This is a genomic window from Nostoc sp. NMS9 (assembly GCF_017114995.1).
Lineage (GTDB): Bacteria > Cyanobacteriota > Cyanobacteriia > Cyanobacteriales > Nostocaceae > Nostoc.
This window is the reverse complement of the sequence record NZ_JABXKL010000074.1, coordinates 26090-45192: the sequence shown is the minus strand read 5'-3', so window position 1 is coordinate 45192 and position 19103 is coordinate 26090. Positions and strand designations below refer to the sequence as shown.

The 19103-nt window shown below is 38.8% G+C and carries 17 protein-coding genes and 1 other RNA gene; 9 read left to right on the top strand and 9 right to left on the bottom strand.

The features are described from left to right. Positions 1-12: 12 nt before the first annotated feature. From HWQ40_RS22715 to pstS, 3 genes are all read left to right on the top strand, one after another. On the top strand, positions 13-753 hold the full coding sequence (locus HWQ40_RS22715) for a cytochrome c biogenesis protein CcdA (protein WP_292782130.1): 741 nt from the start codon (positions 13-15) through the stop codon (positions 751-753). A gap of 30 nt (positions 754-783) precedes the next feature. Further along, positions 784-2181: a cytochrome c biogenesis protein gene (locus HWQ40_RS22710; RefSeq protein ID WP_292782127.1), complete on the top strand. Its 1398-nt coding sequence runs from the start codon at positions 784-786 to the stop codon at positions 2179-2181. 212 nt (positions 2182-2393) lie between these two features. After that, entirely contained in the window at positions 2394-3473 is a 1080-nt protein-coding gene (pstS, locus tag HWQ40_RS22705; protein WP_292782124.1) for a phosphate ABC transporter substrate-binding protein PstS, read from the top strand. 37 nt (positions 3474-3510) lie between these two features. Here the strand turns inward: pstS and queF are convergent, their stop codons facing one another. The 5 genes from queF to HWQ40_RS22680 form a co-directional block, all read right to left on the bottom strand. Next, positions 3511-3924, bottom strand: a complete 414-nt coding sequence (queF, locus tag HWQ40_RS22700; protein ID WP_292782122.1) for a preQ(1) synthase — start codon at positions 3922-3924, stop codon at positions 3511-3513. A 170-nt stretch (positions 3925-4094) separates the two neighbouring features. After that, positions 4095-4496, bottom strand: a complete 402-nt coding sequence (locus HWQ40_RS22695) for a hypothetical protein (RefSeq protein ID WP_094350338.1) — start codon at positions 4494-4496, stop codon at positions 4095-4097. A 156-nt stretch (positions 4497-4652) separates the two neighbouring features. After that, a complete protein-coding gene (locus HWQ40_RS22690; protein WP_292782121.1) occupies positions 4653-5039 on the bottom strand; it encodes a phasin family protein in 387 nt (128 codons plus the stop codon). A gap of 25 nt (positions 5040-5064) precedes the next feature. Beyond that, positions 5065-5161, bottom strand: an RNA gene (gene ffs / locus HWQ40_RS22685) — signal recognition particle sRNA small type. 37 nt (positions 5162-5198) lie between these two features. After that, positions 5199-5465: a YciI family protein gene (locus HWQ40_RS22680; RefSeq protein ID WP_292782118.1), complete on the bottom strand. Its 267-nt coding sequence runs from the start codon at positions 5463-5465 to the stop codon at positions 5199-5201. Positions 5466-5584: 119 nt separating this feature from the next. Between HWQ40_RS22680 and HWQ40_RS22675 the strand changes: the two genes are divergently transcribed. Next, positions 5585-6136, top strand: a complete 552-nt coding sequence (locus HWQ40_RS22675; RefSeq protein WP_292782116.1) for a 2'-5' RNA ligase family protein — start codon at positions 5585-5587, stop codon at positions 6134-6136. Here HWQ40_RS22675 and HWQ40_RS22670 read toward each other — a convergent pair. Beyond that, positions 6062-6850: a hypothetical protein gene (locus HWQ40_RS22670; RefSeq protein WP_292782114.1), complete on the bottom strand. Its 789-nt coding sequence runs from the start codon at positions 6848-6850 to the stop codon at positions 6062-6064. The genes HWQ40_RS22675 and HWQ40_RS22670 overlap by 75 nt on opposite strands. 199 nt (positions 6851-7049) lie before the next feature. Here HWQ40_RS22670 and HWQ40_RS22665 point away from each other — a divergent pair, with 199 nt between their 5' ends. Beyond that, a complete protein-coding gene (locus HWQ40_RS22665; protein ID WP_292782112.1) occupies positions 7050-7187 on the top strand; it encodes a hypothetical protein in 138 nt (45 codons plus the stop codon). A 138-nt stretch (positions 7188-7325) separates the two neighbouring features. Next, a complete protein-coding gene (locus tag HWQ40_RS22660; RefSeq protein ID WP_292782109.1) occupies positions 7326-8204 on the top strand; it encodes a peptidoglycan-binding domain-containing protein in 879 nt (292 codons plus the stop codon). A gap of 490 nt (positions 8205-8694) precedes the next feature. On the opposite strand, the gene cobO is transcribed toward HWQ40_RS22660, so the two are convergent. The 3 genes from cobO to HWQ40_RS22645 all read right to left on the bottom strand — a co-directional run bounded on the left by cobO (position 8695) and on the right by HWQ40_RS22645 (position 11583). Continuing rightward, on the bottom strand, positions 8695-9363 hold the full coding sequence (cobO, locus tag HWQ40_RS22655) for a cob(I)yrinic acid a,c-diamide adenosyltransferase (RefSeq protein ID WP_292782107.1): 669 nt from the start codon (positions 9361-9363) through the stop codon (positions 8695-8697). Positions 9364-9720: 357 nt separating this feature from the next. Beyond that, positions 9721-10176 (bottom strand): GFA family protein, encoded by a 456-nt coding sequence (locus HWQ40_RS22650; RefSeq protein WP_292782104.1) that lies wholly within the window; start codon positions 10174-10176, stop codon positions 9721-9723. 138 nt (positions 10177-10314) lie between these two features. Further along, positions 10315-11583, bottom strand: a complete 1269-nt coding sequence (locus tag HWQ40_RS22645; RefSeq protein WP_292782101.1) for a plasmid pRiA4b ORF-3 family protein — start codon at positions 11581-11583, stop codon at positions 10315-10317. A 194-nt stretch (positions 11584-11777) separates the two neighbouring features. On the opposite strand from HWQ40_RS22645, the gene HWQ40_RS22640 reads away from it, so the two are divergent. The 3 genes from HWQ40_RS22640 to HWQ40_RS22630 all read left to right on the top strand — a co-directional run bounded on the left by HWQ40_RS22640 (position 11778) and on the right by HWQ40_RS22630 (position 19021). Further along, entirely contained in the window at positions 11778-12314 is a 537-nt protein-coding gene (locus tag HWQ40_RS22640; RefSeq protein ID WP_292782099.1) for a nucleotidyltransferase family protein, read from the top strand. A gap of 185 nt (positions 12315-12499) precedes the next feature. Beyond that, complete coding sequence (locus HWQ40_RS22635) at positions 12500-17923, top strand: ATP-binding sensor histidine kinase (RefSeq protein WP_292782097.1); 5424 nt, start codon at positions 12500-12502, stop codon at positions 17921-17923. A gap of 510 nt (positions 17924-18433) precedes the next feature. Then, positions 18434-19021, top strand: a complete 588-nt coding sequence (locus HWQ40_RS22630) for a nuclear transport factor 2 family protein (RefSeq protein WP_292782094.1) — start codon at positions 18434-18436, stop codon at positions 19019-19021. Positions 19022-19103: the final 82 nt, after the last annotated feature.

Below are 19103 nucleotides of genomic sequence, written 5' to 3'. Positions count from 1 at the left end.
CAGAAACTCCCCATGTTTGATAATCTGCAAACCCAAATTTACCAACTAGAACAATTTGCCAACAGCCTCGTTTCTAACCAACTAACACACCTTAGCGTGGTGAGTATTGGTATCATCTTTGCAGCTGGTTTGCTCACCAGTCTCACACCCTGTATGCTTTCCATGCTGCCAATTACCATTGGTTACATCGGTGGTTATGAAGCCAAAAGCCGCTTGCAAGCAGCTGCCCAATCAACTTGGTTTGCTTTAGGTTTAGCAACTACATTGGCAGGATTAGGTATATTAGCAGGTTTTGTCGGAAAAGTCTACGGTCAAGTAGGAATTGGTTTGCCGATTATCGTCAGCATTATCGCCATTCTCATGGGGCTGAACTTATTAGAAGCACTGCCTCTGCAATTTCCATCCTTGGGCGAAACGAATTGGATTTCGCCGGATTTGCCAGCAGGATTGCGTTCCTATTTGCTGGGACTGACTTTCGGCTTAGTCGCATCCCCTTGTAGCACACCTGTTTTAGCCAGCTTACTGGGTTGGATTGCCAATACACAAGACTTAATTTTAGGGGCTGTTTTGCTACTTTCTTATACAGCCGGTTATGTAGCACCGTTGATTTTGGCAGGTACTTTTACAGCTTCAATTAAAAAATTACTAGAATTGCGTCGCTGGTCTGGTTGGATTAACCCAGTTAGTGGGGCGCTGTTGGTAGGATTCGGTGTGTTTTCCTTAATTTCTCGGATTCCGCTCGGCAGTTTTTAATATCAATACCTTTGTTAGATTTTACACATAATGACTTTAGAAGATTCGGCGTCCAAAGAATTAAAATGGTGGGCAGTACCTGGGCAGTTCTTACGCCAAGAGCTTTTGCCTGTACTGACCAACTTACGACTAGCGATCGCACTACTGCTATTGATTGCCATCTTTAGCTCCACCGGTACTGTAATCGAGCAAGGTCAATCACCCGCATTTTACCAAGCCAATTACCCAGAACATCCAGCTTTATTTGGTTTCTTAACTTGGAAGGTAATTCAAGTAGTTGGATTAGACCACGTATATCGTACCTGGTGGTTTCTGGCATTACTCATCTTATTTGGCACTAGCTTAACTGCTTGTTCATTTACCCGTCAGTTACCGGCCTTAAAAGCTGCCCAGCGCTGGAAATATTACGAAGAACCCCGACAATTTCAAAAGTTAGCTTTAAGTACAGAACTAGATACTGGTTCCCTGAATTCTCTCAGTGAAATATTACAGAAACACCGCTATAAAATTTTTCCAGATCGAGAAAAAGAAAATCTCCTTTACGCCCGCAAAGGAATAGTCGGACGCATCGGCCCAATTATCGTTCATATTGGCATCGTCGCTATTTTGCTAGGGGGAATTTGGGGGGCGATGACTGGGTTTCTCGCTCAGGAAATGGTTGCTAGTGGCGATACATTTCAAGTGACAAATATTGTCGATGCTGGCCCAATAGCCGCAAAAATCCCGAAAGATTGGTCTGTGCGCGTCAATCGTTTTTGGATTGACTACACACCATCTGGCGGCATTAATCAATTTTATTCAGATATGTCTGTTTTGAATAATCAGGGAAAGGAAATTGACCACAAGAAGATTTTTGTCAACGAGCCTCTGCGCTATCATGGCATAACTTTCTATCAAACTGATTGGGGAATTGCAGGTGTTCGCGTCCAATTTAATAACAGCCCGATTTTTCAGCTTCCAATGGCGCAATTGAACACCAACGGTAACGGGCGCATTTGGGGAACCTGGGTTCCAACGAAACCAGATTTGAGTGAGGGTGTCTCCCTGTTAGCGAAAGACTTGCAAGGGATGGTATTAATTTATGATGCCACTGGCAAACTTGTTGATACAGTCCGCGCTGGGATGTTCACCGAAGTTAATGGCGTGAAGCTGAAAATTTTGGATGTCATTGGTAGCACAGGCTTACAAATTAAAGCCGATCCAGGCATACCAATTGTTTACACAGGGTTTGGCTTGCTCATGCTGGGTGTGGTGATGAGTTACTTTTCCCACTCGCAAATCTGGGCATTGCAAAAAGGCGATCGCTTGTATGTAGGTGGCAAAACTAATCGTGCCCAAGTTGCTTTTGAACAAGAAGTTTTGGAGATTTTAGATCGGCTGAGTTCACAGCCAAAAGGTGAAGAGAAAGAGGCGGCGATTGAAGTTTAAACGCAAAGGGGAGGCAGCGCGTTGCGGGGGTTCCCCCCGTTGTAGCGACTGCCGTCGCGCAAAGGAAATCGCAGAGGTACGCAGAGGATTACTTTGCGTACCTTTGCGTTAAGCTCTGCGTTTTAAAGTTATTTACAATTAATTACGCCCACACAGCTACAAATTGGAAAATTACTAGAGGTATTTATTAAACATTGGAACAAAAGATTTCTATGTCTGCTAAACTTCAATCTCAGGGACGGGTTTGCCTTCTACCTTTAATCGCTATCTTGTTGAGTATTGCTTCTTGCACTGCCGAGCAGAAAAACATAAAGCGTGTTTCCCTTGTTGGAACTGGGGCAAGTTTTCCCGCACCTTTGTATGAGCGTTGGCTTTCAGATTACAACCAGCAAAATCCCAATATAGAAATTAACTATCAAGCTATAGGAAGCAGTGCTGGAGTGCAACAGCTTATCGATGGTACTGTGGATTTTGCAGCTAGTGATGTAGGAATTACAAGTGAACAAGCAGCCAAGATAAAACGGGGAGTAATTGCTTTGCCAATAACTGCTGGTTCTATTGTGCTAGCTTATAATCTCAAATCAGTTGCACAGCAGTCGTCTCAAGTCAATGTGCCAACTGCTCTAAGGCTACCACGCCAAGTTTACGTAGATATCTTTCTTGGAAAAATTAAGAATTGGAATCACCCTAGAATAGCCGCAGCTAACCCAGGAGCAAGTTTGCCCGATTTACCGATTCAAGTTGTATACCGAACTGATGGTAGTGGAACTACGAGCGTGTTGACGAAACACCTAAGCACCATAAGTCCAGAATGGAAAAGCAAAGTTGGGGCTGGTAAATCTGTAGTATGGCGAGTAGGAATTGGTGGAAAGGGTAACGAAGGTGTTACCGCCCTGATTCAACAGATACCAGGAGCTATTGGCTATGTAGAATACATTTACGCCAAACAAAATAAACTTTCTGTGGCTGCTTTAGAAAATAAATCTGGCAATTATATTATACCAACACCAGAATCTGTAGCACAAACTTTAGAAGCAGTGGAATTACCAGATGATAACTTGATTGCTTTTATCCCCGATCCTACAGGTGCCCAGTCTTATCCCATCGTCACTTACAGCTGGCTTTTAACTTATCACCAATATCCAAACCGAGTCAAAGCTCAAGCGCTGAAAAATTTTGTGAATTGGGCTGTGATTGACGGGCAAAAATCCAGTTTGGAACTTGGGTATATTCCTTTATCAAAAAAAGTTGTGCTTCAAGTGCAATCTGCCGTGAAGAAAATTGCTGAATGAAGCCGATTAATGCCATCTGTGCTCATCAGTAATGAGGTTACTTTTGGTGACGCACTTCAACTACGGTATGTACATTACCGCGAGGCGTGAAATCTGCTTTCACCGTCACTTCCAACGGATCGCAAGCAGCCACAAAATCATCCAAAATTTGATTGGCAGATTCTTCGTGGGAAATGTAGCGATCGCGGTAACTATTAATATAAAGTTTGAGCGCCTTCAATTCCACTACCCGTTCATCAGGCACATAGCTAACATAAATTGTCGCAAAGTCAGGATAACCGGAAAACGGACATTTACAAGTAAATTCCGGCAAAGTAATGTTAATGTCATATCGCCTCCCCACACGCGGATTCCCAAAGGTAATTAGTTTACCTTCCGCAATGTCGCGTTCGCCATACTTCATTTCTTGGTTTGCCTGGGATGCACTTTCAGATAATTTATCAGTTGTCATTTCTTATTTGTCACTTGTCATTTGTCATTTGTCATTTGTCATTTCTTATTTGTCACTTGTCATTTGTCACTTGTCATTTGTCATTTGTCATTAGTTATTCTACTTATCTTTACGTCCTTTTAGTAATTTTGTAGCTTGTTAACTCCTAACTCCTAACTCCTAACTCCCCCTCAATACTCTTCCTTCTCCCAGTCTGGACAATTCTCATCTTCACAACCGTGGGGATGCATAGCACAAACTAATAAATTACCACCATAAACTTGACCGTGGTAGTGACTACAACCGATACAGGCAGGATTTTTTTCAGATGTAGGTTCAACTGAATAAGGAAAACCCGGATCGACATCTGCTACAATGTCTTCCAGTTCCCAGTAAGCTTCCAACATTGGTTCAGCCAAATCCTGTAGATACTGATCGACTTCAGTAACAATATTATTGTGTACTTGCTCGCTGACTTCTTCCGTTAGCTCAAAAAATGCGTCTACCACTTCACTCATTCCCAGGAAGAAGCGCTCTACTTCATCAGCCACTGTTTCGACGATTTCTACTAAATCTTTTTGCCACTGTTCCATAAACTTGACACCTTTGCAGGCTATAAACAGGACGCTTTGTGTTATCTGCCTTGAAGCACTAAAACACACACTAAGCAATGTATCTTATCAAGTTTTTATCCGAAGTGTCATGTCAAAATGCCACTTATTACTGATATTTCGCTCAAAGAATGGTTTTTATTGATCGCGTTGCAATCGTTTTAACTCGTCTTGCAGGTTTAGCACTTCTTGGCGTAATTTATCTACATTCTCATCATTTGACGCCTCTTTCACCGTTGGCTCTTCATCGTCCTCTAAAATTTCAATGCGGCGAGGTTGAGAAGGGGGCGTTTCTGGTGAGGTTTCACCAGATGCTTGGGCTTGTTGGGCTTGCTTCATCATGTCCTCAACAAAGCGGCGGGCTTCTTCTGTGTTCATTTCGCCCTTTGCAACCATTTCATCTGCCAGTTTTTGGACTTGCGATCGCACTTCGGCTAATTTTCCCCCTGCTTTCTCACCTGCGTAAGAAGCTAATCCAACTCCGAGGTAAAAAGCTTTTTGAACAATATCTCCAAAACCAGGCATGGTTGCTGACCGCTCCTAAAAATAGGGCGACCCGGAGACTACGCCTACCACAAGCCTCCCGTGTTGCTGCTACCTTCCGGTTCTGACAAGATTTGGGTGTTGCGATCGCATAGATCCAGGTCTTCTATAAGCATAACATTAAAATTCAGTAAGTGTGTGTTATTCCATAACAATTCGCCATTCATAAAGCTGATAGTTGACGCAGCCGTGTTTTACCAAGGGGTCATCAGCTATAATCGCTTCTGCTTCCTCTTTTGAGGCTGCCTCAAACAGTAACATCCCGCCTCTTTGCTCCACCCAATAGCCTGTTCGCGCTTTGTGTCCTTTAGTAATCAATTCCCGAATGTAGGCTTTGTGAGCAGGTACATATTGGTCAAAGGTAGATTTATCGACTTTCCCTTCTTCAATTTTTACAAACCACGGCATTAGCTTCTTAACTCCAGTTACAACAAACATCCTGCTTTAGTTATGAGTATTTTTGGGTAGCATTTGAGTAGCAATAGACACAAACTATAGTGATTTACTAATTAATTTAATATAGATATATGAGCCGTTTTTTTGTCGCCCTCCTACCACCGCAAGATATTCAAGACTACGCCAACGAGATTAAGCAGTACTTTGCCGATCGCTATGCTAGTAGCGGGGCGCTAAAGTCTCCGCCTCATATTACCCTGCAACCGCCCTTTGAATGGGCAGATACTAACTTGCCACTGTTAGAAGCATCCTTGAAGGAGTTTGCCAGTGGACAACAGCCAGTAGCAATTACACTCAAAGGGTTTGATGCCTTTGCACCTCGTGTCATTTACATTAATGTCGTCAGAAGTCAAGAGCTTTTAACTTTACAAGCTGATTTAATGGCTTATACAGAAAGCAACTTGAGAATTGTTGACAAGGTTTCTAAAACCCGCCCTTTTGCACCCCATTTAACGGTTGCATTTCGGGATTTAACAAAGCATAATTTTAAAGCTGCTTGGCCAGAATTTGAAAATCGTCAGTTGCATTTTGAGTTTACTGCTGACAAATTAACCTTGCTGCTTCACGACGGGAAGCGCTGGAATATTAAACGAGAGTTTGCTTTTTTCTCTAGTAGTAATTGAGCGATGTTTTTGTGATGGACGCTGCTGCTGTTTGATATTGGAGCTAATTTGCTTTTGGATTAATTGGTGATTTATATATTCTCTAATCATTGGGGAAACAGAGAAAAGATAAGCATTCTTCTCTACTAGAGAACGCTCTTGCAAAGATTCTAAAGCATCTAGTAATTGTGGTGTTGGTATAGTAGGTGATATTTGCGATCGCAGTTCTGAAAGTGAAGCTGGCTGAGAATTACCTGCTAACCACCCAATAATTAGATTTTCGGTATCTGACACGTGTTTAAAATGCTCTTTTAAAAGCTGGCTAATCTCTCCAAAAACTAATGTTTTTTGGTTTAAAAACTCCGAAATATTACCATCAAATAACTTATCAATTTTGTTAAAAGCTATATTTAATGCCAATGGATTATCGGCATAGCTCTCAATGAGTTGATGCAAATCACTAGTCCGAGGTAGTTGATAATCACTTGGTTCAAGTAATAAATTAAAAGCTCTGAAACAGGTGTTTAGAGTTTGCTTGTCAACTCCTACTTGGCAATGAAATACCTTCATCAGGGTATCTGGATCTAAGCCAGTGCGATCGCTTAAATCTTCCAAAGTATAACGTTTATCTAAGTTTTCCCAACTTTGTGCCTGACATTTCGCTGTTTGAAGTTTCTCAAATCCTTGAGGTGTAAGAATAACACCCCGTTTGCGCCTGCGTTGTAGTGGATTCATTACTGTCCCTTAAGTTTTGTACGTACACTCATAAAGTAATAGTCAGTAGTTAGCGCCTATAATATGCAGCCAAAATATCTACTTCACTCAAGAGGGTGCTACAAAGATAAGATGTGCTTTTCCTGAAATCAGGTTTGTTAAATATTATAAAAAACTCCACCCACAAGGGGATGGAGTTTTTGGGCATGGGGAATGGGGAATGGGGCATGGGGCATGGGGCATGGGGCATGGGGAAGAAGTTACCAATGCCCAATCCCCAATGCCCCAAGCAGCGGGGCGACTGCCCCTCTCCACCCACAAGGGGATGGAGTTTCCCGCCGCTTTCGATGAATATTAGAAATTTGCAGTGGATAGAGCAGTAGGGGCGCACAGATGTGTGCCCTTAACACGTAGTATCATTAATAGTTGAGAATAAGCGATCGCATCTCTTTCTTTTTCACTCTCTGTAGTTGCATACGCCGAAGGTCTCAAAGAGTTGCAGCTTGTTGTCACACATCGCTTAACTTTCGGAACGCCTTGCAAACAAGAAATGCTAGATTTATTTATTTCTACTTACCTAATTTTTGTAAAACAAGATACATTAAATGGTAGTTTAATCGCAAAGGAACCAAAAAGCATGGCCGTTAGTAGCCCTGAAGTCATCCGTCATATATTGATCGGATTGGGATATTTAGCTCCTGAGATTGATCCTAAGCCGGATCTCACTAAATTTGCTCCCTGGAAGCGGAATAGCGACTTTTTGACAGACGATCCTACTGAAGAAGCGATTAAAAAGTTTCAGAAACAGTACTCACAAAAACTTACGGTTAATGGTAACGCTGATGTAGATACTCGAACTGTAATGGAAGAAACAGTCAAAGGGCTTCAAAATAGATTGAAGTTTCACGGTTTTGCAACCAATGCCGAAATTCCTCCAGACAAGCCTTTTTATGGCCCAGCTACTTATACAGCAGTCAAGAAATTTCAGAAATCTCAGGGTTTAACTGAAAATGGTATTGCTACTTTTGAACAGCGTCAAATTCTACAGCAATCTAGTCTAACAGATAAGCCCCAGCCCCAGTCACAAGTCAAGCTGATAGATTTGTGTTTCCAATTCAAAAAGAATCCTCAAAATCCTTCTTACATCGCAGCATTAAATAACTTACAACAAAATTTACCCAAGGATGTTTTACACAAAGTTACTAACAAATGGAGGGGAACAAACGATCAAAATCCTGAGATTGTCAAGCTCACGAATCTGTTTACTTATTATGATGACAATAATGCAAACCATCGTGATGCATTAAATCATTTACAAAGTCAGATGACTCCAGCCATCTATCAAGCATTTTTAAGTCTCTGGAATAAAAAGTAACAAATGGAACTTACAGCAGAATTCAGAATTCAGAATTCAGAACTAAAACACACTTTATACCTCGATAACAGACTTAGCTTTTGTACCTCATTAATTTGAAATCTGCTGTATATAGGCATAATCTGCTTTTCCACATCTGATACCAATTCAAAAAATGTTTACGACAGATAAGCCCACCTGCGCTGACGCGCACCCCTTAGCAAGGGCAGGGTTGGGGAAGGGTATTATCTATGTGTTGCATTCTTTTTTCAAATTGATATGACATACGAGAATTAAAAACCAGGTTTCTGATCTCTGCTGAGTAGGAAACCTAGTTTTTAACAAAATCACAATTCAGAATAAACAGGTCGTGCCCAGGATTTCCCAACTTTTCTACGAGATGCACTCGCATTTGGCGCAGCAAGTTGCAAAGGAATGGGCAAAAAATTACTTTAAGATTTGGTTGGGGTCTGAATCCATATCTAAATCTTCCCAGTCCCCAGTTCCTAGTTCAATACTCAATTCCCGGTTGTGCTTTCACACCTTGATCTCGGAAAGGGTGCTTAACTAGGGTCATTTCAGTTACTAAGTCAGCACGCTCAATTAAAGCAGGTGGTGCGCCTCTACCTGTGAGAATAACGTGTTTGTTAGCGGGTTTTTGCGCCAAACCTGCTAAAACGTCTTCTACTGGTAAGTAAGCCATTTTGAGGGCGATATTGATTTCGTCTAATAACACTAGATGAAAGTCTGGGTTGCGAATGTACTCTAACGATTTCTCCCATGCGGCGCTAGCTTTGTCAAGATCGCGATCGCGGTCTTGAGTTTCCCAGGTAAAGCCTTCGCCCATTGCGTGAAATTCTATCTGGTCTTCCCAATAGCTGAAAACCCTTTTTTCGGAAGGTTCCCAGCTACCTTTGATGAATTGAATGATCGCTACTTTATACCCGTGACCGAGCGATCGCAATACCATCCCCAAAGCCGCAGTGGTTTTACCCTTACCGTTACCAGTATTTACAATAATTAACCCTTTTTCTGGTACAGCTTCTGCTATGCGCTTGTCTTGCACTTCTTTGCGTCGCTGCATCTTTTTGCGGTACTGTTCATCAGTCAGAGATGAAGACATTACCTCATCAATCAAGCGCCCAATTTCTTGGTCTGGGTTCGGTGTATCGTTTTTCATCAAGCTTGTCTAGAAATAGCTGTTAAAAGTGTTGAAAATGAACCAAAATCGTCTTACTTATCCAATTTCACTTAAATTACTTGATTGAAAATATCCAGTAATTTTTCATGTGAAATATTAATAGTGTGTTAGCTTTATTAATGATTTGCAGACAAGTGGAAATATATATGATACACAAGCTGAACTTATAATTTGAGTTTACTATTACTTTTTTAAATAATTTAATATGTTCATTAAAGCACTTTCCCAGTAAAATATTATCATTATCTTCTTTGGTACAGTCATGAGTTAGACTAACAATCAAGGGCATTGATTTAAGTGTCAGGAATATGATGTCTAATATCAGGAGTTATGCATTTATGGATGTTGTTGTTTCCATTTTTCCCATAAAGCCTGCGTATCTTCTGGTTGCCCGTCATAGTTGAGCAATTGGTCTGAAATTATCACCCATGACTGGGCACTACGTGTCCAAATATTACCCACTGGGCGTAACCAACTTGTATCATCTAAGGTTCCAGCTTTGACATTGATAGTATTTGGATTGTAAGTCCTTTCATGGAATAATCGCGTTCCGCAGTCGCCACAGAACAGATTATTTACTTCACGTCCGCTATCATTTTTCCGAGTCCAAGCTTTCGGTTTTCCCTGAACAATTACAACAGCATCTCGTAATACTGTAAGAGACATACCAAAGGCACTAGAAGATTGTTTCTGACACTCCTTGCAGTGGCATAGGTATAGGGTTAAAGGTTGAGCATGAATTTCATAACGAATCTGTCCACATTGACAACCTCCAGTATATGGAAGATTCACAGCTTTTATCTCCTGACAATTTGTATTACTTTATTGTAACTAAAACTATTTCAATCTTAAAGCGGGTTTTAGTAGACACAAACAAAAGACACGGGGACACGAGGAAATTTTCATTATCTACACTTTTTTAAATCTTCCTCATCCTTCATCTTCATCCAATTCATCATCCTCACTCCAATACTGTTGAGGTGCATTTCCGTAAACTTCTAAAATCTTCGGTTTCTTGATTTTGTTATCAGGTGGATTAATTGCTTCTAACTGCACATCAAATTTCCAGTTGTCACCAAAATCATAAAGATAGGTCATTTTACCACCTGGTTCTAGAGACAAATCACCAATCTGTACTTGGTCGGCAAATGGGGGTGTTTCCATGTAAGCATGACCGATTTTTATTATGCGACCAAAATGGTCTTTATAACTAAACTCGTACAGGTGATCGTAATCAAAGTCAAAAGCATCGAGAATTATCTCTGCTAGCCAGCTTAATGGTTTTTTTGCTGGTATGGCAATGCGTCGCCAAGGCTCAAAAAGGGATACTTTGAAAATATAAATACCATCAGTGAAGCCTTGCTTGGGAACAAGTAAATTATGCTCCCATTCTGGAAAAAATGGTTGAAAATGTGACTGTAATTTTCCAAAACTAACATTTACATCATCCTGTAATTCTCCTCGTATACCTAAGGGAAAGAGGAATTGCAACAGAGCATCACCAAAGGGTAAGCGTTGTAAACTAGTAATGCGCCACCCTTTGCCTTCTTGTGGTTTCCCATGTTTGGTAGATAACAATCCAAATAACTCTAATAGAGCAACATTATGCAGAGCGGGGTAATAACTAATATTATTTTGATCTTCATATTTAGGAAATTTTAAACCTTTATCTGGGACGCGGGGCCAAAGTTGAATACATCTAAATAAATTCCCTAATGAATCTTGATGTTCACCCAAAACTTCGTTATTTCCCCAAATCAACCAGGCTTCTAATAAGTTGAAATAGCGTTCGGTTGGATTGAGGCTTGACCATGATTGCAAAGTTGCGGCATCTAAAACTAAAACCTGCTTCTTCCCTTGGGATTTAATTTGGGCTATTCCAGAACTGCGTAATAACAGATATAGTCCATTAATGTAGGGGTATGATTTCTGTACGGGGCGTTTGAGTTTAGTTTCAATTGGATGACTTAACCGAGAATTAACTTCTGATAGTACTTTTAGCGGTAGAAGGTTATTAACACTACTAACTTCTACTCCATTTGGTTGTAAGAAATCTATCAGAGTTTGAAAGTCATGTAGAATCGTACCGGGTTTATTTTCATCAATACTGAGTTCTTGGAGGAGTTTTTGTTGTGACTCTGTTAGGGAAGGCAGTTCAGGATTGAGTGTGCGTTCTAGTCGCGCAAATAAATCTTCCATAAATAAATATTCTAAATTCTAAATTCACAATTTAACCTTCTGTGCAACCTGTTTTATTTATACTATGACTACAGAAGTTCTGGTGATAAACATTGACCTGCAAAGTATCACAACAGGACTATCAACACCGTAAGTTTAATGAAATATGAATGATAATATTTTCACCTTCTACTTGACAATCCTAGGAATGTGATATGAATAGTAACACTCGTCTACAGATGATTTTAGCTGATACAGGTATTAATACAGTATTACCTGCGATCGCTCAACTAAATCTACCTAACTGGTGGTTAGCAGGGGGTGCAGTCCGAAACACCGTTTGGTCTTCAATTTTTGGCAATGACTATGGGTTAATTATTAAAGATTTCGATATTGCATTCTTTGATATAGAGGGGAACCGTTCCCAGGAACTAGCAGCAAAAGCGACTCTCACAGAACAATTTCCTGATGACGAGTTTGATGTCAAAAATCAAGCCAGTTTTGCTCGTTGGCGTCTTGGTAGTAGACCTTATACTAGTACAGAGGATGGCATCACAGATTGGCTGCACACCGCTACTGCTGTGGGAGTTCGACTAAATGCTCAAGGACAATGGCAATTTTTCACCCCTTACGGGTTGGATGACCTATTTGGTGGCATTATTCGACCTACGCCAACGCATACTCATAATTTACATGCCCACAACAAGGCATCTGGATTTTTACAGAAGTGTCCTTATCTGCGGTTGGCGTAAAAGTTACAGTCAGATTTTAGCCGCTAGTTTCCGTTACAAGCAAATAATCGCTTTTTAATTTACAACCCTTGAATACCGAAACGCAATGTTAATAATTTTCTACGTACTGGGAATAATTAAACTAGAACCCCTTTCACGATAGAACAGGGATGATACTAATTTTATAACTTTATAGGCAAAAATCAATGCCAAATCGTACTGGATACCAAATCAACTCGACTCTCCACGAAGGAATCCAAACAATTATTTATCAAGCACAAACGCCAAAGACGCAACAGCGAGTTATCCTCAAGCTGCTTAAAAATGAATATCCGACCCTTGAAGCCTTTACTCGCCTTAAAAATGAGTATCAAATTCAGCAAGGTTTAGACCATCCCAATATAGTTAAAGCTATCAGTCTAGAAACCTTTGAAAACCGTTTAGGACTGTTGTTAGAAGACTTTGGTGGTCAGTCTTTAGCTCAACTGCTACAAACAAAAAAACTTGACTTAATTAACCATTTAAAGATTGCTATTCAACTGACTAAAGCTTTAGATTATTTGCATAATAACCAGATTATTCATAAAGACATCAAACCCAATAACATCATAATTAACTCCCAGACAGGTATTGTTAAACTCGCTGACTTTGGTATAGCCTCCCGGCTCAATAAGGAAAATCCCCAATTTAATAACCCTAACTGCGTTGAAGGCACACTTGCCTACATGTCTCCTGAACAAACTGGGAGAATGAATCGCATTCTTGATTATCGCACCGACTTTTATTCCCTTGGCGTGACTTTATATGAAATGCTCACTGATAAAATACCATTTTTTAGCCAAGACCCCCTAGAAGTAGTTTATAGCCATATTGCAGTTCGAGCGATAAACCCGCAATCATTAAATTCACAAATTCCTACTGCTGTCTCTGAAATTGTGATGAAGCTGATGGCGAAAAATGCAGAAGATAGATATCAAAGTGCTACAGGTTTATTAGCAGATTTAGAATTATGTCTCAAGCAGTTAGAAACGAAGGGAATCATTACTGATTTTGTTCCAGGTCGTTTGGATATATTGAGCCAGTTATTAATTCCTCAAAAATTATATGGTCGTGAAGAACAAGTTAATGAACTTTTAGCTGCATTTGAGCGAGTTACATCTGGAACTAGTGAAATGATGCTAGTTTCTGGTTATTCTGGAATTGGCAAATCAGTTCTAGTCAACGAAGTTAATAAACCCATTACTCGCAGACAAGGATACTTTATTTCTGGTAAATTTGATCAGTTAAAACGAAATATACCTTATGCTTCTTTAATTCAAGCTTTTGCATATTTAATGCGGTATTTGCTGACCGAGAATAATGAAAAAATAGAAATATGGCGTAATAAAATCTTATCAGCTTTAGGAACAAATGGAAAAGTTATTACTGATGTAATTCCAGAAGTAGAATTAATCATCGGTACACAGCCGGAAGTTGCGCAAATTGGTGCAACAGAATCACAAAATCGATTCAATCATGTTTTTAAAGAATTTATCCAAGTTTTTACTCAAAAAGAGCACCCATTAGTCATATTTTTAGATGATTTACAATGGGCAGATTCAGCCACTTTAAATCTAATTCAACTGCTGATAACTGATACTGATAGCAAATACTTTTTATTTATTGGTGCATATAGAGATAATGAAGTTAGTTCAGCACATCCTTTAATCCAAAAAATAGAAGAGATTAGAAATAGTGGTACGGTTGTTAATAATCTTGTATTGCAACCTTTAAATTTAGATAATGTAACTCAGCTAGTTACCGAAACTCTTCAAGAAATAGAGGTTAAGCAGGGTGAAGAAATCGAAATCTTTAACAAGGAAATTATTAAGCTAGCTGAGTTAATTTGTAACAAAACAGGCGGAAACCCATTTTTTATAACACAACTAATTCAGGCACTTCATCAAGAAAAACTGTTAACATTTGACTTTAATAATGCTAAATGGCAATGGAGCCTAGAGGATATTCACGCAATTGGAATTACTGATAAAAATGTAGTTGAGTTAGTTGCCAGTCGAGTTGAAAAATTACCAAAGTTCACCCAAGATGTTTTAAAATTAGCAGCTTGTGTAGGCGACAGATTTAGTCTGGATATTTTATCGATAGTCAATGAAAAATCACCTTCTTTGACAGCAAATGATTTACACTCAGCTTTGCAAGCGGGATTAATTCTGCCTTTAAGTGAAGCTTACCGCATTCCCTTAGTTTTTAATCAAGAAGAAGCGGTTAATTTAAATTTTGACACTTCACGGGTGGGTTACAAGTTCTTGCATGACAGAGTACAACAAGCAGCATATTCCTTAATTCCAGAAGAACTCAAGAAATCTACTCACCTGAGAATTGGGCAATTGCTTCTTCAAAATATACCTAAAGAGGAAATAGAAGCTAATATTTTTGATATCGTCAATCAGTTAAATGTAGGTATTGTTAACCTGATAGAGCAATCTGAAAAAACTGAATTGGCACGATTAAATTTAGTTGCAGGACGAAAAGCTAAAGCTTCTACAGCTTACGAAGCTGCTCTTAAATACTTCACAAATGGGATAGAACTTTTAAATATAGATGCTTGGCAAACGGAATATACCTTAACCATTGGTTTATATGAAGGAGCCGCAGAGGTAGCCTATCTGGGCGGTGATTTTGAGCAGATGCAAAAATGGGCTGAGGTGGTGCAGCAAGAAGCCAAAACTCTTTTAGATAAAGTGAAAGTCTATGAAGTACAGATTATTGCTTGTATCATTCAAAGCAAGCAATTGGAAGCTATTCAAACCGCAGTATCAATTTTGCAATTGTTAGGAATAAGTTTTCCAGACGAACCGACATCAACTGATATTCAACAGGGGATGGATGAAATCGCTGCTTCTTTGAAAGGGAAAGCTATTGCGGATTTAATTAACTTACCATTAATGACCGATCCTAACAAGATTGCAGCTATGAGAATCTTAATGGGAGTTCTCCCTGCGGCTTTTCAAACTGCTCCTGCAATGATGCCAATTATTGTTTGTAAAATGGTCAATTTGTCCTTAAGGTATGGAAATACGGCTGTATCTGCCTATGGTTATAGTCTTTATGGATTACTTCTTTGTGGAATTCAAGGAGAAATTGATTCTGGCTATGAATTTGGGAAATTAGCTTCACGTCTGGTGTCACAATTTAATGCTGAAGAACTCAAGGCAAAAATTCTGACGGTTGTTAGTGCCCATGTTATGCATTGGAAAGAGCATGTTAGAGAGACATTAACATCATCAATGTCAGGATATTCTAGTGGTCTGGAGACTGGAGATTTAGAATATGCTGGTTATTGTGGTTACATTTATCCCTATCATTCATTTTGGCTGGGTAAGGAACTTTGGGTTCTAGAAAAAGAACTGATAGCTTATTGTGATTCGCTGAAAAAAATCAAGCAACAAGTAGCTTTTACTTGGAACTCAGTGTATTTGCAAACAGTGCTGAACTTGAAAGGAAGTTTTGAAAATGTGGACTGTTTAATTGGAGAAGCTTACGACGAACAAAGTATGCTGCCAATTCATCAGCAAGTAAATGACCTTTACACAATTAACCATTTATTTGTTAATAAGCTAATGCTCTCTTACATATTTGGGGAGTATTTTAAAGCTGTAGAAAATGCTGCGATCGCAGAAAAATCTTTAGGTGGTGTTACAGGGTTGTTTGTTGTTCCAGTGTTTTATTTCTACGATTCTTTAGCTCACTTGGCAATATATAATAGTGCTAAAGAGTCTGAGAAGCAAGCTATTCTAGAAAAAGTCCAAGCTAATCAGCAAAAGATGGAACTCTGGGCTACTCATGCTCCCACCAATCACTTACATAGATTTTATCTCGTGGAGGCAGAACGGTATCAGGTTTTGGGTCAAAAGCTAGAAGCAATGGACTATTATGAAAACTCTATTGCCAAATCTCAAGCAAACGGTTTCCTCCAAGAAGAAGCTTTAGCCTATGAGTTAGCTGGAAAATTCTATCAGTCTCTAGGTAAAGAATTAATTCATCAAACTTATATAACTAAAGCCTATTATGCCTATATTCGTTGGGGTGCGATCGCTAAAGTTAAACACTTAGAATCAAAGTATGTTTTTCTAGTAGGACAAACTACTACCATAGAAAACACTAGTTCAAAAATTGATACAACTCATATTACTACTAACACTACTACCAATATCAGCTTGAGCGATTTTCTAGATTTTAATGCATTCATCAAGTTTTCACAAGCGATTACTAATGAAATTGTTTTAGAAAATTTATTGGGTAAGCTGATCCAAATTTTACTAGAAAATGCTGCCGCACAAAAAGCAGCACTACTCCTACTTAAAGATAATCACCTGTATATTGAAGCTTCTGGAAATGCTACTGACGATGTGGTGACGGTTTTACGTTCTATTCCTGTTGAAACCTATGAAGATTTACCGCTGTCTGTGATTAATTACGTTCTCCGAACTCAGCAATATATTGTATTAAATGATGCAATAGCTACAGAGCCTTTTAATTTTGATATCTATATCCAAAAATCTCAAACAAAATCAATCTTTTGTTTGCCCATTATGTACCAATCACAGCTTACTGGTATTATTTATTTAGAAAACCAGTTATCATCAGGAGCTTTTGTTCTAGAAAGGGTAGAGGTATTAAAAGTCTTAGTTTCTCAAATGGCTATTGCCATAGAAAATGCCAGTTTGTACACAAGGGCGCAAGAGAAATCTAAAGAATTAGAACAATCGATAAAAGATTTACAAGAGGCACAACTACAACTTATCCAAAGTGAAAAAATGTCTTCTTTGGGTAATTTAGTTGCAGGTGTAGCACACGAAATAAATAACCCTATTGGTTTTATCACAGGTAGTATTACCCAAGCAAAACATATTGTTAAAGATTTAATAAACTATCTGCAACTGTACCGAGAAAAATTCCCCAATCCTGGCGCTGAAATTGAAGAAAAAGCCGAAGAGATAGATATAGATTTCCTGCTAAAAGATTTACCAAAAATGATTGATGGTATGACAGTAGGGACACAGCGCATTCGTAATATTAGTACCTCTCTCCGTACTTTTTCTCGTGCTGATACTACCTCTAAAGTATTAGCTAATATCCATGAAGGTATTGATAGTACATTGATGATTTTACAACATCGTCTGAAAGCTGATCATAATCGTCCAGCAATTAAGATTATTAAGCACTATGCAGATATTCCATCAGTAAAATGCTATTTGGGACAATTGAATCAGGTATTTATGAATATTATTGCAAATGCAATCGATGCTTTAGAAGAAGCAAATATCGGTCGTGATTTTTTAGAAATTCAAGAAAAGTATCCTAATATTATTACTATTGAGACTTATCTACAAGTAGATAATGACAAGGTGGTAATTAAGATTCAAGATAATGCCAAAGGAATGCCTGAAGAAGTTAAAGAATGCATTTTTGAAAATTTGTTTACTACCAAATGCGTAGGAAAAGGTACGGGATTAGGATTATCTATTAGTCGGCAAATTATAGTTGAAAATCATGGTGGAAATTTGATTTGTGAATCAGTATTGGGACAAGGAACACAATTTATAATTTCTATTCCGATTTTGGGATAATAAGGAATTGTTGACAGTTTTAGCAGCAGATTCTCGACTTACCAAAGAAGTTGAGGAGTTTATCACGAATCTTCCAGGATTGCTATAGTAATTCTATTTGATTTTTGAAAATTGGTAAACTAAAATTCATTTTGCTATTAATCAAACTATGTAAGTGGTAACTTTATTACTTAATCAAATCAACATATATTTAGTTACAATTAACACTTGTAACTTATTAATTAACTGTTATAACTAATTGTATACACCAAATCTTGTATGTACTAGCTTGCTCGTTTACTAGAAAAGAGATTTTCTAGCGGATATCAAATATAATTGCTAGCAAAATATGCAAGCATATTAGCTAGATTTTACGAGCTAAAATTATTAGCCAAAACTTGAGTTTTTGGTAAAGTACAAGATGCGAAAATCGTAAATATTTAAGGGAGTCATCTTGTGGACAAAAGAAGAGAAAATGGGGGAATAGTTTCAAAGGCTATTTCGTTTCTGTTAAATCGTATAACTTTGATTGTGCTTGCAATCACTCTTGTGATGTTTGTTGGAGGTAGGTTTGAACTAGCAAGTGCAACTCAACCTAATGCAGAATTAGAAATTCAAAAATTAACATCCTGTTACGCCCTGGGAACTGACGCTATTGGTAGAGGAAATCTACTACAGGGAAAGAATATTTATCGAGATTGTTTTACTCAAGATTCAGTCCTCACTGCTATTTTTCCTGATGGGGCAACTCAAACAAGTTATGGGACAGATTCTTGGGCAGATTTTGTCTATTCAGTATTTCAAGGAAATGGTTATACAGCTACTCAACACTTGATGGGTACAATAAACATTTCAGTTCAAAATAATCAAGCAACGATGACTTCTTACCTCCATGCGACTCACAAACGCTCGGAAACCAGCATTGATGTCGCTAATGGCACTTATGAAGATCAAGTCGTCAACAGAAATGGGCGCTGGAAAATTCGTAATCGTACCCTTAAACTCATTGATTTCTTGAATCTCAGTTCGCCAACTACAGCTTCTTCAAGCACTAATGCCCGAAGCACTAATTCCTCAGCTACCTTTGTAAGACCAAATATACCTCGTTTAAAAGAATAATTCTTTAGATTGGAATAACACTAATACGGGTTGGATAAGTATTCTTTACCTCCCTTATGACCTGAAAAAAGGGGTGAATTAA